This window comes from Cytobacillus pseudoceanisediminis (genome assembly GCF_023516215.1).
GTDB classification, from domain to species: domain Bacteria; phylum Bacillota; class Bacilli; order Bacillales; family Cytobacillaceae; genus Cytobacillus; species Cytobacillus pseudoceanisediminis.
The window spans coordinates 2,560,821-2,574,487 of the sequence record NZ_CP097349.1 but is presented as its reverse complement, the minus strand read 5'-3'; the positions used below and the strand labels follow the sequence as shown (position 1 = coordinate 2,574,487).

Below are 13,667 nucleotides of genomic sequence, written 5' to 3'. Positions count from 1 at the left end.
TGAACAGCAGGGGAGTTAATACAAGAAATAAAGGGGGCAAAATGAATGAGCAGTTTATCAAAGAAGATGATTCAGCAGGAGGAAAGGCCATCCTACACAACCGGGGACTATTTAAAGTTTTTAATTCCTTCTTTAATCGGGGTTTTACTATTTATGGTACCGATTCAAGGAGCTGATGGAATTACCATCCCCGTTGCTTATTTAGCAAATCAAATTAATGGTTTACTGGGAGATTCCATACCTTCAATTACAGTTTTGATCATGGCTCTTTCAGTAATTGGCTCACTGATAGCAGTAATTTTTAAACCGGGCTTTATCTTGGACAGTCCATATCTGAACAAATTACTGAATGTGAGCAAGTTTTGGGTGGCGGCCCGTTTATTTGGAACAGTTTTTGCTATTATTACATTATTTGAGTTCGGTTTGGAACCGATATATTCAGAGAATACGGGTGCGCTCTTAATCTATGATTTAATTCCTATACTATTTACTACATTTCTTCTGGCAGGATTATTGCTGCCGCTTCTATTAAATTTCGGTCTCCTCGAATTTTTTGGTGCATTATTGATCAAAGTTATGAGGCCAGTTTTTAAGCTGCCGGGGCGTTCTTCGCTTGATTGTCTGGCATCATGGGTAGGTGACGGGACAATTGGAGTCCTGTTAACGACAAAACAATACGAAGAAGGGTATTACACAAAGCGTGAGGCAGCAGTGGTGGCAACAACCTTCTCTGTTGTTTCCATTACTTTTACAATTGTAATTATTCAATATTTAAACTTAGAGCAATACTTCATTCATTATTATTTAACGATTATTCTGGCTGGTCTGGTGGCAGCTATAGTAATGCCTCGAATACCGCCTTTATCAAGGAAAGCGGATACAGCTTATGAAGGGACAGAGCTCAAGGCGGAAACGAATATCCCTACACACACTACACCTGTTAAATGGGGATTAAATAATGCTATTAAGAAAGCGCGTACAAATAATAGTGCAGCCGCTGTTGTAAAAGAAGGTGTTGAAAATGTTTTGGACATGTGGATGGGAGTACTGCCAATTGTTATGGCGATTGGAACGGTTGCCTTGGTAATAGCTGAATTTACCCCTGCATTTACTATTCTTGGCAAGCCGTTTGAACCGATCCTGGCCCTGATGCAAATTCCGGAGGCAGCTGAAGCAGCCCAGACAATGGTGGTTGGATTTGCAGATATGTTCCTTCCAGCTGTCATCGGCAGCGGCATTGAAAGTGAAATGACAAGATTTATTATTGCCTGTGTCTCTGTAACACAGCTGGTATATATGTCTGAAATGGGCGGCCTGCTATTAGGTTCAAATCTGCCTGTCAGCATTAAGGATTTAATTCTAATTTTCCTTCTGCGTACTATTATAACACTGCCAATTGTAGCAACTGTGGCACATATTATTTTTTAGAAACTTTATAGCATTCATAAAAAAAGCAGCATAGAGGACTGGGAACTTTGGATATGTAGGAAGGGGGAAGGTTTATGAAGCAAGAAGAATTAACATCACTGGCAATTAAAAACCTTCACACAGTTAAGGATCTTGAAGCTGTATACGAACTTGAAACCCGCATATGGAGTGCGGAAGAAGCGGTGCCGGTTAATCATACGGTGGCAACGGTTAAAAATGGCGGGTTTGTGTTAGGTGCTTTCCTTGAAGAGGAACTGATTGGATTTCAATACAGCTTTCCTGGCTTTGACGGCACAAAGGTATATCTTTGCTCTCACAGCCTTGGGGTTCACGAGGAGTACCGGGCGTTCGGGATTGGAGAAAAGCTGAAACATGCTCAAAAAAGACAGCGCTTGAGAAAGGCTATGATCTTATTTCGTGGACATATGACCCGCTTGAAACGGTTAATGCCAATCTCAATCTGCATAAACTCGGTGCGGTATGCACTCAATATATTGAAAATGCTTATGGTGAAATGTCAGACCATATGAATGCAGGCATACCATCAGACCGATTTGTAGTGGAGTGGCGAATTAAAGGGGAATGTCCTGAACGTCAATGGTCTGAAGAGGTTCTGCCGATGGCATTGGAAACAGGTATGGCGGATGGCTTTTATTTTCCTGATAATACACAGTTGTTTCATGAAAATGAAAAAATTCTTATCCCGGTTCCGGGGAATTTTCAAGATATAAAAAAGCGGGATTTTGAATTGGCTTTGAAATGGAGGGAGAGCACGAAAGAAGTATTCGTTCATTATCTCAGCAAAGGCTGGATTGTAACGGATCTGATAAGGGACATAACCGCGGAAAACCAATACTTATATCTCTTGGAAAAAGAAAAGGGATACTGCTAGGAGAATGGGAAGATGGACATTAAAAGCATCGTTTTAAGGCACGTCAAAATGGAGCTGCTGAATCCATTTACAACAAGTGTCGGAACGGAAGTGGATAAGGACTTTATTCTGGTAGAAGTAAAATCAAAAAGCGGCGAGTCAGGCTGGGCTGAATCGGTTTCCATTATGGAGCCGATATACAATGAAGAAACAGTTAAAACAAATTGGCATATAATGAGTGATCATTTAATACCGATCCTTTTTGCATCAGAAATCCGGCACCCTGATGATGTTTCAGAGGCATTCAGGCCTATCAGGGGAAACTTTAATGCCAAAGCAGCGCTAGAGGGTGCTGTCTGGGACCTTTATGCCCGGGAGAAGGGGATTTCTCTCGCAAAAGCTTTAGGCGGAGTAAAGGAAAAAATAGAAGTGGGCGTAAGTGTGGGCATACAGGAGTCGGAAGTAAAGATGCTCAAGCAAATTGAAGGTTATGTAAATGAAGGTTACCGGCGGATTAAGGTGAAAATCAAGCCCGGCTGGGATGTGCATATTTTAAAATCCATTCGTGCCCAATTTCCTGAAATACAGCTTATGGCTGATGCCAATTGCGCCTATACACTTAATGATATTGATCATCTTCAAAGGATGGAGGAGTTTAATCTTATGATGATTGAACAGCCTCTAGATCATGATGATATTATCGACCATGCCAAGCTTCAAAGTCATCTGAAAACGCCAATTTGCCTTGATGAAAGTATACATACCTTTGAGGATGCAAGAAAAGCGATTGAGCTTGGAAGCTGCAGAATCATAAATCTTAAAATCGGCCGTGTTGGAGGACTGACAGAGTCCAGAAGAATTCACGACCTTTGCGAAGATCATAACATTCCGATGTGGTGTGGCGGAATGCTTGAAGCTGGAATAGGCCGTGCGCACAATATTGCCATTACTTCGCTGTCCAATTTTACGCTTCCTGGAGATACAGCGCCATCATCCCACTACTGGAAGGAAGATATCATCGATCCTGAAGTCACTATGGAAGATGGATTTATATTCGTGCCTGAAAGGCCTGGGATAGGCTATGAACCTAATCGTTCTAAACTAGAGGATGTCACCCTTTATAGCCGTACTTATTCAAAATAAATGACATGCATAGCTGCGCCAGGGGGAACTCTGGCGTTTTTTTTTCTTATGTTGAAAATTGCATTAGGGCCCGCTTAAATTTGTGATTCATATCACCGAAAGTTTGTCCTGCTTTTGATAAACTGATTGCAAAATTGTAAATGCTGCAATAAAAGGGGTGTGTGCTTTGAAGGTAAATCGGCTGGCATTTTTAACAATTGTCCTTACCTATTTTCTGATTGTATTCGGCGGGTATGTGGCATCTTCGGAGTCAGGCATGGGATGCGGGCCGGAATGGCCTTTATGCAATGGTCTGGTAATCCCGATATTAGAAGGAGATACCTTAATTGAATTTGCTCACAGGGTTATCGGTGCAGCACTTGGAATAATGACGGCAATGTTGTATTTTAGTATTCAAAAATCAAATCCGGTGCGAGAACTTGATAAAGTTTCTAAGGTACTGATGGTGCTTTTAATAATTCAAATTTTACTGGGGGCTGCTGTGGTTTGGATGGATTTGCCTGCTGTAGTTGTCTCTGTTCACCTAATCGTAGCTATGCTTTTCCTGGCCGCACTGATCTGGATCTGGCGAAATGCTGATGAACAGCGATCACTTGCTGTATTCGGAAAAGATAATAGTTTGCAAAATAAATTTAACGGATTGCTGATTGTGACGCTTCTTACTTTATTCCTTGGTGCTTATATTAAGCATGAATCATTCGGATTGTCATGCGGATGGCTTGAATGTGCAAATGGTTTTATGCCTGTATCTATTCCTGCAATGGTCCAGACCGGACATAGGATTCTGGCTGGAGTTGTGGCATTTTACATATTTATTCTTACGTATCTTTCATTTAAAAATAAATGGGAGGCTGGGTTGCAGAATCGGCTCATGGCTGCCTCCTTGCTTGTTTTAATCCAAATCATTATCGGAATTCTTACCATTATAAGTTACATTGAAATATCCTGGGCCGTTATCCATCTTGCTTTTGGGACAGTGTTATTTGCAATTGTTTTTGAGGCAGGAGTTTTTGTATCACGATTAAGTAGGGTGATTACTCCAGGGAAAATAACCCGTAATCAGAAGTATTTTGGTTAAATTAAGAATGAATAACAACCACCCAAAAAAAGGCAGTCAAGTGACGTGCCTTTTTTGTGTGAGACTTTTTATTTTTGCAGATCTTTTTTTGTCATTTCGCTTCTGATATCTGCCTCTCTTGAGAATTCCGTATCCTGTTTTTGGTTTTTAGGATATTTGTTTTTTCTTTCGCGGTTATCATTTTTGTTGGTCATAAGTATGCCTCCGTTCGGTAATTAAGCTTTTGAGTGAAACCATTTTTTTATTAACCGGCCCATGGGCAGGGCCGGTTAAGTCCAGCAAAAAAACATCCTCTACTGATTTTGCTGGTTTTTAAGCTGCTGTTCTGCCATTGCGACAAGGCGCTTTGTCATCTCCCCGCCGACAGAACCGTTTGCTCGTGCGGTCGTATCAGCACCAAGCTGAACTCCAAACTCATTGGCGATTTCCTGTTTCATTTGATCCAATACATTTCCTGCACCGGGTACCAATAGTTTGTTTCTTGCCATGATACATCACTCCCCACGATTATTTGAGCAAATTAATGCTCGTTTTTAACTTATCCGATTAATGAAAAACAGATGCAACTATAAAATTGCCAATCGTTATAATCTGATAATAAAATTCATGTCAGATTATATAACACAAAAATTATAAATTTTCTAAAAACAGATTGACTTCTATAAAATTTAGAGTAAAATAAGGATTAAATTAAATGATGTTAGATAATATAACATTAAATTTATATTAATTCTTACATCAAAAAAATAACAGGGAGGAATGACAATTGGATGCCACATTTTTAATGAACAGTCTGTGGGTTATGCTGGGAGCAATTTTAGTCATTTTTATGCTTGGCGGTTTTATTATGCTGGAAGCAGGTTCTACCAGGATGAAAAATGCGGGGCATATTGCAGGAAAAACGATCTTTACCTTTGGTCTATCATCATTAGTGTTTTGGGCAGTGGGCTTTGGCTTCATATTTGGCGGTAACGCAAATATCCTGGTCGGGCTTACCAATTTCTTTTACTCAGGTGCTGAACTTGAGGGAATGGGCTTATCATCTTCGGTATTCTTCGTATTCCAGCTGGCATTTGCCGGTATTGCCATCACGATTGCACTCGGCGGATTTGCTGAACGTGCAAAACTATCCGTTTACCTCATTTTCACCGTATTATTTTCCGCAATTGTATATCCTGTTGTTGCCCATTGGATTTGGGGAGGGGCTGGCTTGCAGAACACGGCAAGCAGGACTTTGCCGGTTCAACAGTTGTTCACTTAACAGGTGCTATGGCAGCCTTGGCCGCTACTATTTTACTTAAGCCCCGAATTGGAAAGTTTAACAAGGACGGTTCGGCTAACAATATCTATGGTCATAACCAAGTATATACAGCCTTGGGTGTGCTGATCCTGTGGGTTGGCTGGTTCGGTTTTAACGCTGGGAGTACATTGACTGTTGACGATGGGTTCTTTGGATTTGTAGCTCTTAATACAAATCTTGCTGCGGGAGCAGGCGCAGTATCAGCACTGATTATTTCCTGGGTGGTTATGGGGAAATCCGATGTGCCGACAATGCTTAATGGTGCTCTTGCGGGCTTGGTCGCTATTACAGCTTCCTGTGCATTTGTGGATACTTGGGCGGCTGTTGTCATAGGGTTTGTAGCAGGAATACTGGTATTCTACAGTGTGCGATTCTTTGAAAAGAGGAAAATCGATGATCCCATCTTTGCCCTATCTGTTCACGGTGCAGCTGGGGTTTGGGGAACATTATCCACTGGATTCTTTGCGACACCTGAATTGGCAGCAGTCGGAAAGCCAGGATTGTTTTATGGAGGCGGTTTTGAACAGCTGGGAGTCCAGTTCATGGGTGTAGCTGTATCCGGTCTTTATGCATTTGCTGTATCCTTCATTATTTTGGCAGCTGCCAAGAAAGTATTGGGAGGACTTCGGGTAACAGAAGAAGAAGAAATTATGGGATTAGATTTAAGTGAACATGGAAGCTACGGATATCCGGAAGTCTTCATGGCTGAGGAAAACAAAAGTTTAAGCTCATAAGCAGGACTCGAGCTTTCTTTAAAGGAAGTGCCTGGATGGAATCATCATTTAATTCTTATCAATCCCTGAAAAAGTGGAAAGAGGAACAGATAATATATCGCTATGATACCAGTGCCCTGAATGAATTTCACGACCTTATCATGAATGCTGTTATTAGCATAGCTTTGGAGCGATTGAAAATAGAAAGATCACCTTCATGGAAGTTTGCCTGGTTTACGATGGGAAGCGGCGGGAGAATGGAACAGGGCTTTCTGAGTGACCAGGACCATGGCTTGGTGTTTGAACCGGGTGAGGCAGAAGCAGAAGCGTATTTTTTGCAGCTGGGGAGGAAATTTCAAAAGGTCTGCATGCAGCTGGATATCCCTATTGCGAAGGGAATGTGATGAGTTCAAATCCGCTGTGGTGCAAGTCGCTTTCTAAATGGAAAAGACAGATTCAAGCATGGATGCAGGAGGAGAGTCTGCAGACGATAAGAAATCTCCACATTTTCTATGACAGCAGAGTTCTTGCGGGCCAGGAGGAATATATAGGTGAATTGAAGTCCAGTATCCACACGAACATTCAAAAAGCCCTCATTTGCTGACCAGGATGATGGAGACCAGTATGCATATAAAAAAATCAGTTGGTCCATTTGGCCAGCTTCTGACAGAGGAAAAGGGGAGCCATCAAGGAGAGCTGGATCTAAAATATGCAGCATTTATACCTTATGTAAATGCGGTTAGAATTCTTGCTGTCAAAGAAGGGATATTGGAGACATCCACTATTGCCCGAATGGGTAAGCTCAAAAAAATGAATGGCTATGATGAGGAAATGGGTAAATATGAAAGTAATTTTGCCGCTTTGTTAAAATGGAGACTTCAATCTTACAGGCAAACAGATACCTATGATGATACCCATTACATTCAGCTGAAATCCTTATCAAAATCTGAAAGAAATGAATTGAAAAATATTTTAAAGGATGGCAAAAAGCTTCATCAATTTGTAATCAGGGCCATTGAAAAGGGTGCAGGTTAATGGGATTCTATCCTTTTGTCCAATTTGTCAGAGGTATTCAAGGAAAACTTCAAACTAATATGTTTGGTGGGATGAATGGTCAAAATCCACAGCAAATGGCATTTATAAGGCAAATGCAGAGGGAATTGGAGAATACCGATTCAATGGCTATTCCATTCGGAAATTTGAATGTGGCTGTCTTTGATATTGAAACAACTGGGTTTTATCCGGATAAAGGGGATCAGATTATATCGATTGGTGCGGTTAAAATTATTAAAGGGAAAGTCAGTGAAGACAGTTTTTATTCACTCGCCCGATTTGAAAAGCCACTTTCAAACGAAATTAAGGAGCTGACGGGTTTATCTGAGGCTGATTTAGAAAAAGCCCCTCCTCTCTCGGAAGTATTGATTAGTTTCCTTGAATTTGTAAAGGATATGCCGCTTGTGGCCCATCATGCGAACCACGAGAAAAGCTTTATGCAGCACAGCTGCTGGAAGCTATTCCGTACGCCATTCAAGTATAGGATATTAGATACTTCCTTCCTTTACAGGATAGCTGATCATAATAAATCATTCTGGAGATTAGAAGACCTTTGTGAATTTTATAGCATCCCTGTTAAAGACCGCCATCATGCCCTGGGAGATGCAAAGCTTACTGCTCTCTTATGGTGCCGTTTGATCGAGGAGGTTCATAAATTAGGATGCTCCAACTTAAAAGAGGTTTACGAGCGAATAGCCAGGTTTAGCTAAACAGAAGATGCCCTAACACTGGCCGGACAGTAATTACAAAGTTTGCGTATAAACCAATAGGTAAATTAAAGCCCCAATCACTATGAGATTGGGGCAAAGTTGTTATTCCTAGGGCTCACGGCAGTAAGCACAAAGTTCTCCCTTAGAATTCCCCGTCAAAAGGAGTAAAAGGGATGTTAAGTCTATTCTCAACTGCCCTTAGCCTTTGGTTCAGCCGATTAAGCCTTCGTGTATGGCGGTCAACGGTCTGGTTCAGCATTTTAACCTGGTCAGTCAAATTTACCAGCTGCCTGTTCAGCCGGGTAATCTCTCGGGATTGCTCCTGATTTTGCCTTTCCAAAGCTGTAACCCTTCTTTCGAGCTGCTGGGGCTGTCTGTCATCATATTGTTCGTACTGCTGATAATCATATTCAGGGGTGAAGTGGGCTGCTGGCTGAGGAAGATAACCTTGATAATAGCCATATGGATACATTGGGCACTCTCCTTTTATGCAAAAATCCTATAACTCCTTATAAGGTATGCATAAGTGGGCGGAGAGACACGGCAAATGCCTATTTTAATTGCCGGGTGCTAATTTGTGATCGGTATCATCTGAAGGGAAGGTCTTTAAACAGCCGCATCTGTCTTTACATGAAGGGGGAACACCTTTGCTGATTTCTGAAACAAGGGAAGTGAGTGATTGCATCTGCTGGTCATCGAGGTCAAAAGCAATTTTAATTTTATTTTCAAGATCAGCTGTTACTCTTCTCTTGCCTACCTCAACCAGAGCTATTAGAGAGAAGCTGCAGCTGACAACTCTTGCGAAATCACGCTGTGTCATGTTATAGCTTTTTCTGATTAGCTTAATAATCTCTTTGTTCATTCAAATTCATCCTTTGAAAATTCTCCCTATTTTTTATCAGGGCAAGATTTTTTTAGTCTTATAGCTATTAAATTAGCATTGTGCTATAGGTTTGTCAAAGTAATTTAATTACAATGGAAAAGCAGTTTAATAGATTAGCTGCATGTATAATTACTAAAATAAAGGGGAGAAAAAGGATTTAGAAGGGAGCTTTGCCTGTTGAATTTACTTTGGGATTTTGACGGCACTTTGTTTGATACATACCCAGCCTATACAGCGATTGTCAGGGAAGTAATGGGAGATGAAAAGATCTCGGGAGAAGAGATTTTTTGGCAGTTAAAGGTTTCATTCAGTGATGCATTTGAACATTTCGGCTTAAATGATGAACAAATTAAAGCAATCAGGAACATGGCGAGACAGTTGCGGCCCAAAGATTTAACGCCTTTTCCTGAGGTTGAGCATGTATTAAAGCAGGCTGATAAGAATGTTATTATGACTCACAAGGAAAGAGATGATGTTCTATCTATATTGGAGTTCCATAATTTGGATGGATACTTTACCGATATGGTAGCAGGTGACGACGGCTATCCCCGCAAGCCTCACACCGCTTCATATGAATTTCTGCACGAGAAGCATAAAGTGGATATAGCAATTGGAGATAGGGAAATAGACATTTTGCCGGCAAAGGAGCTTGGCATTAAAACTTGCCTCTTTCAGAATAATACTCCAGGAGCAGATTACTATTTGAGTCACTATAGAGATTTTAATAAGATAATAAAATAAAGCATTCAAGAAAATACGCTCCTGGCTAAAATTATGGAAGATACAATACAAGACGCCTGGCACGTCATTAGATGCCAGGCGTCTTGGTTTATAAATCAAGTGTTTTTGGTGAATTTTCCTTTGTGTTCATCAGCGTTATTTTAACCGGTTTAATTTCAAGAACAATTAAATTGGAATCGTTCGGACCATCGAACCAGGGTTCCATATTTTCATTCCATAGTTTTTCTTTTAAATCATCCGAATCATTAATAGAAGCTGTTCCTTCAATTTCTACATAGGAATCACCAAACCCTTCACCTTCATATCCTGCTAAGATATGAACGTTTGGGTTGGCTTTAATTTCATCTGCTTTATCTGTCTGAATGCTGGTGGGTGTAAACAAGGTAAGATTATCGTTAAAAAATGTCATGTAGCGGGAATAGGGTTTGTTGTTCTTCAAGGTAGAAAGGATGCCTATTTTGCTGTTTTCCAGTATATTTATGATTTTTTCCTTTAGGTTATTCTGACTCATAGTATCCAGCCTTTCTTATGTCCTTGTTCCATCGTCATATTTATCGCCAAACAGCTTTTTCTTTTTGATTGTTTCAAAGTCAGCTTTGTACTTTTCCTCTGTAGAAGAACTGCTCTTTATGTTTGAGCCGTTTTTTTCTTCTTCTTTTTCTTGTTTTAAGTCTTCCACTGGAATAGGATCTACATTCTTCTCACTTTCATACTTGTCAAATAAACTTTCTTTTTCGGTTTTATATTGCTCGGGGTTATCCATCTTTCCATCCTGAATGTTTTTGTCAGCCATTTTAGACATCCTCCTTAATTCGGCTTCTCTTCCTGAGGTTTTTCCGGCTCTCTTTGGGGCTCGATATCTTTGTTGTTTTCTTTCTTTTTTCTTGTTCTATAGAATTATTTTTTTCTGAGTTGTATTATCTGACATTGTAAAACCTCCTTTAACTGTTAGTATTCATTACCCGCTTCATGAAGAGTAAAACGCAACGGGCCAGATATCCAGAGTGCAGGACTAACAGAATAGAAAGACAGACAGCAACTAAATTTGAAAAAAGGGTATTGGTCTGAAGGATTTCAGCAAATAAAAAAATGCACCTTCATTCTTGTGAATGAGGTGCATTTACAGTTAGGCTGCTGTTAAGCTGGTACTATTTTTGCCAAGCTGTCTATGTTTTATTATCTGGTAAACATACCATACTGCAATAGCAAGCGTAATGACTGAACCGATGATCATCGACAATTGATAATCCATCTGAAAGCCTTCAGGTGCATAGAAGATATACGTCGATACTACACCTGTCATAAACAAGGCAGGCACACCGCAAATCCAGTGGAATTTCTTATTTTTCAAGAGATACATCGTGGCGGTCCAAAGCATGACTGCAGCTGTAACCTGATTTGTCCATCCAACATATCTCCATAAGAAAGAGTAATCGATTGTTGCAAGGTATAAAGTTGGAAGAGCCACTGGTAAGGTGGTGATGACAACCTTCCATCTGCCATCCGTCTTCATAAAAGAGGACAGCGATTCAGCCAGCATCATTCTTGAAGAGCGGAGAGCTGTATCACCGGTTGTAATCGGAAGGATAATAACGCCTAAGATAGCAAGTATCCCTCCGAATGTACCTAGGAGGCTGCTCGAAATTTCATTAACGACTCCAGCTGGGCCTCCTGCTGCTAAAGCTTCCTGAAGACCTCCTGTTCCCCCGAAAAAGGTCATGCCCGCTGCAGCCCATATTAAAGCGATTATTCCTTCTCCAATCATTGCTCCATAGAAAACCTTTCTACCGTCGCTTTCCTTTTTCAGCGTGCGTGAGACAATCGGACTTTGTGTTGAATGAAATCCAGAAATGGCACCGCAGGAAATGGTGACCATCAGTAAAGGCCAGATAGGAAGCTCTCCGGGATGAAAGTTAGAAAGCGTTACATTCGGTATGGGTTTTTCGCTGAATAGCAATGCGACTGCAATGGATACAGCCATAAAAATTAAAATAGCTCCGAGAAAAGGATAAATTTTTCCGATAATCCGGTTTACAGGCAACACAGCTGCCAGGATGAAGTAAGCAAAAATAATGAACAATGAAGCCATAAAACTTAATGGTGTTATGCTGGAAATAAGCTGTGCCGGTCCAGCAGTAAATGCAGCGGCAACCAGTACCATTAAGAGAATAGAAAATATATTAATGGCTGTTTTGGCCGGTTTTCCTAAATATCTGCCAACAATAGAGGGAAATTGCTCGCCTTTATGCCTCAAAGAGAGCATCCCTGAAAAATAATCGTGAACGGCGCCGGCAAAAATGGAACCGGCCACTATCCAGATAAAAGCAACTGGTCCATATAAAGCCCCCATGATAGCACCGAAAATCGGACCCAGTCCTGCAATATTCAATAATTGGATCAGGCTGCCTTTCCACCAGCTCATTGGAACATAGTCCATTCCGTCATTTTCTGTGTAAGCCGGTGTAGGAATGTTATCATTTATACCAAAGATTTTCTCTACTACTTTCGAATAAGTGGCGTATCCTGCCACTAGCAAAACAATCGATCCTAAAAAAGTCACCATGAAACAAGCCTCCTGTTGAAAATGAATTATTGTTAAAGTCTGAAACTTATGAATATGTGGAATATTGTACAAGTAAAATGAAAGGAAAAGCAAGTCTATTTCAGAAAAAAAGATATTTTCCGATAATAAATAACGCTTCCATTTTCCGAAGAGTAGAAAAAGAGAAGAAAAATATTGAAGGAACCCTCCTGCAAAAGAAACCATAAGCTACTATAAGTTCATTTGAAGGGGGAAGACAATGATTATCCTTTCGAATAATCAAAATAAACCGGGGGTTTCCAGCTTTTTTGGTGTTCAGCGTGAAATTTATCTTGCCCTGGAGAGCAGTCCGGAGACTCATCAATATGATTCAATGCATGAACTGCTGTTTGATATCCTTCTAAGGGAGAACATCATCAAAGCAGCCAGGCAGCTTTATGCCAGCCGAGTTGAATTTGCACCCTTTAACACATCGCGTTTCAATCCGCGCATATGGAGAGGGACAAAATATGGATACCTGCTCGATCCATCCGTTTTACCGTCAGATGCGATTATGGATGTGTTTACGAACAGCTGGGAATATGCTTTTGAATGTACGACAGCCATTGTGCTGATTTTTTATAAAGCTGTCTTGGACTCCATCTCTGTCAGCCGCTTCAATACACTATTTCAGGGGCTTCTTGTTTGGGACTGGAATTATGACCATGATCTATCGATTGTTACAAAAAGAGGCAGGAATTTCATACCTGGTGATGTGGTTTATTTTTATAATCCTGATTATGGTCATCCAGTTTGGACAGGTGAGAATTCCGTATATTTGGGCGGAGGGATGTTCTTTGGGCATGGGGTTGGCATGGAAAGTGAAGCAGGGATGATAAGAGCCCTTAATACGTTAAGGAAACCAGGTGCTACAAGGGATGCTTATCTTATTTCACAGCACAGCCGGTTGAATGTGAAGTATTTATCCCAGTTTGCAAAGCGGCCATTGTCTATAGTCTAAAACGCAAGTAAGCTGGTATTTCAATAGGGTGAATCGCTTATTTTCCAGAAGCATTCACCCAAATTTATCCTCAATTCTAGTATATTAAGACGATTTTCCGATCCCCCCGTTATTTGTGTCCTTTAGAGGCATATTTCCTGTAAATATGGGAAAACAAAAGATAATGAATATAGACTTATACACCAAATTACTTGATGTTTAAACA

At 40.7% G+C, this 13,667-nt stretch carries 16 protein-coding genes and 2 pseudogenes; 11 read left to right on the top strand and 7 right to left on the bottom strand.

Annotated features, from left to right (window positions below):
- The first annotated feature begins 45 nt into the window (after positions 1-45).
- From M5V91_RS13760 to M5V91_RS13740, 5 genes are all read left to right on the top strand, one after another.
- Complete coding sequence (locus M5V91_RS13760; RefSeq protein WP_009331136.1) at positions 46-1,428, top strand: YjiH family protein; 1,383 nt, start codon at positions 46-48, stop codon at positions 1,426-1,428.
- A gap of 74 nt (positions 1,429-1,502) precedes the next feature.
- Positions 1,503-1,958, top strand: a complete 456-nt coding sequence (locus tag M5V91_RS13755; protein WP_284522219.1) for a hypothetical protein — start codon at positions 1,503-1,505, stop codon at positions 1,956-1,958.
- Complete coding sequence (locus tag M5V91_RS13750) at positions 1,943-2,320, top strand: hypothetical protein (RefSeq protein ID WP_284522218.1); 378 nt, start codon at positions 1,943-1,945, stop codon at positions 2,318-2,320. Before M5V91_RS13755 ends, M5V91_RS13750 begins: the two co-directional genes overlap by 16 nt.
- A gap of 12 nt (positions 2,321-2,332) precedes the next feature.
- Positions 2,333-3,442 carry an o-succinylbenzoate synthase gene (gene menC, locus M5V91_RS13745; protein ID WP_019381572.1) on the top strand — a complete coding sequence of 370 codons (1,110 nt, stop codon included), beginning with the start codon at positions 2,333-2,335 and terminating at the stop codon, positions 3,440-3,442.
- A 166-nt stretch (positions 3,443-3,608) separates the two neighbouring features.
- A complete protein-coding gene (locus tag M5V91_RS13740; protein ID WP_009331133.1) occupies positions 3,609-4,520 on the top strand; it encodes a COX15/CtaA family protein in 912 nt (303 codons plus the stop codon).
- A 68-nt stretch (positions 4,521-4,588) separates the two neighbouring features.
- Here M5V91_RS13740 and M5V91_RS13735 read toward each other — a convergent pair whose 3' ends face one another.
- The gene (locus tag M5V91_RS13735) at positions 4,589-4,714 is read right to left on the bottom strand and encodes a hypothetical protein (protein ID WP_019381574.1); all 126 of its coding nucleotides are present in this window, start codon (positions 4,712-4,714) and stop codon (positions 4,589-4,591) included.
- 99 nt (positions 4,715-4,813) lie between these two features.
- Positions 4,814-5,008 carry an alpha/beta-type small acid-soluble spore protein gene (locus tag M5V91_RS13730; RefSeq protein WP_009331132.1) on the bottom strand — a complete coding sequence of 65 codons (195 nt, stop codon included), beginning with the start codon at positions 5,006-5,008 and terminating at the stop codon, positions 4,814-4,816.
- 278 nt (positions 5,009-5,286) lie between these two features.
- On the opposite strand from M5V91_RS13730, the pseudogene M5V91_RS13725 reads away from it, so the two are divergent.
- The 4 genes and pseudogenes from M5V91_RS13725 (at position 5,287) to M5V91_RS13705 (ending at position 8,296) form a co-directional block, all read left to right on the top strand.
- Positions 5,287-6,554 (top strand): annotated as a pseudogene (locus tag M5V91_RS13725) (ammonium transporter).
- Between the two features lie 35 nt (positions 6,555-6,589).
- Positions 6,590-7,137, top strand: a pseudogene (locus M5V91_RS30500) (DUF294 nucleotidyltransferase-like domain-containing protein).
- Positions 7,138-7,157: 20 nt separating this feature from the next.
- Positions 7,158-7,568 (top strand): putative nucleotidyltransferase substrate binding domain-containing protein, encoded by a 411-nt coding sequence (locus tag M5V91_RS13710; protein WP_284522215.1) that lies wholly within the window; start codon positions 7,158-7,160, stop codon positions 7,566-7,568.
- A complete protein-coding gene (locus M5V91_RS13705) occupies positions 7,568-8,296 on the top strand; it encodes an exonuclease domain-containing protein (RefSeq protein ID WP_071156877.1) in 729 nt (242 codons plus the stop codon). The genes M5V91_RS13710 and M5V91_RS13705 overlap by 1 nt, the downstream gene beginning before the upstream one ends.
- 142 nt (positions 8,297-8,438) lie before the next feature.
- Here the strand turns inward: M5V91_RS13705 and M5V91_RS13700 are convergent, their stop codons facing one another.
- Entirely contained in the window at positions 8,439-8,768 is a 330-nt protein-coding gene (locus tag M5V91_RS13700; protein WP_009331128.1) for a hypothetical protein, read from the bottom strand.
- 84 nt (positions 8,769-8,852) lie between these two features.
- The gene (locus M5V91_RS13695) at positions 8,853-9,158 is read right to left on the bottom strand and encodes a helix-turn-helix transcriptional regulator (protein WP_284522214.1); all 306 of its coding nucleotides are present in this window, start codon (positions 9,156-9,158) and stop codon (positions 8,853-8,855) included.
- Between the two features lie 198 nt (positions 9,159-9,356).
- On the opposite strand from M5V91_RS13695, the gene M5V91_RS13690 reads away from it, so the two are divergent.
- A complete protein-coding gene (locus M5V91_RS13690) occupies positions 9,357-9,920 on the top strand; it encodes an HAD hydrolase-like protein (protein WP_217026821.1) in 564 nt (187 codons plus the stop codon).
- Positions 9,921-10,008: 88 nt separating this feature from the next.
- Here the strand turns inward: M5V91_RS13690 and M5V91_RS13685 are convergent, their stop codons facing one another.
- From M5V91_RS13685 to M5V91_RS13675, 3 genes are all read right to left on the bottom strand, one after another.
- Positions 10,009-10,431, bottom strand: a complete 423-nt coding sequence (locus M5V91_RS13685) for a pyridoxamine 5'-phosphate oxidase family protein (RefSeq protein WP_251174395.1) — start codon at positions 10,429-10,431, stop codon at positions 10,009-10,011.
- Positions 10,432-10,446: 15 nt separating this feature from the next.
- Positions 10,447-10,713, bottom strand: coding sequence for a YczO family protein (locus M5V91_RS13680; protein WP_009331124.1), 267 nt, complete (start codon positions 10,711-10,713; stop codon positions 10,447-10,449).
- Between the two features lie 333 nt (positions 10,714-11,046).
- Positions 11,047-12,483 (bottom strand): carbon starvation CstA family protein, encoded by a 1,437-nt coding sequence (locus M5V91_RS13675; protein WP_009331123.1) that lies wholly within the window; start codon positions 12,481-12,483, stop codon positions 11,047-11,049.
- Between the two features lie 238 nt (positions 12,484-12,721).
- Between M5V91_RS13675 and tgl the strand changes: the two genes are divergently transcribed.
- On the top strand, positions 12,722-13,462 hold the full coding sequence (gene tgl / locus M5V91_RS13670; protein WP_009331122.1) for a spore coat transglutaminase TGL: 741 nt from the start codon (positions 12,722-12,724) through the stop codon (positions 13,460-13,462).
- Positions 13,463-13,667 lie beyond the last annotated feature (205 nt).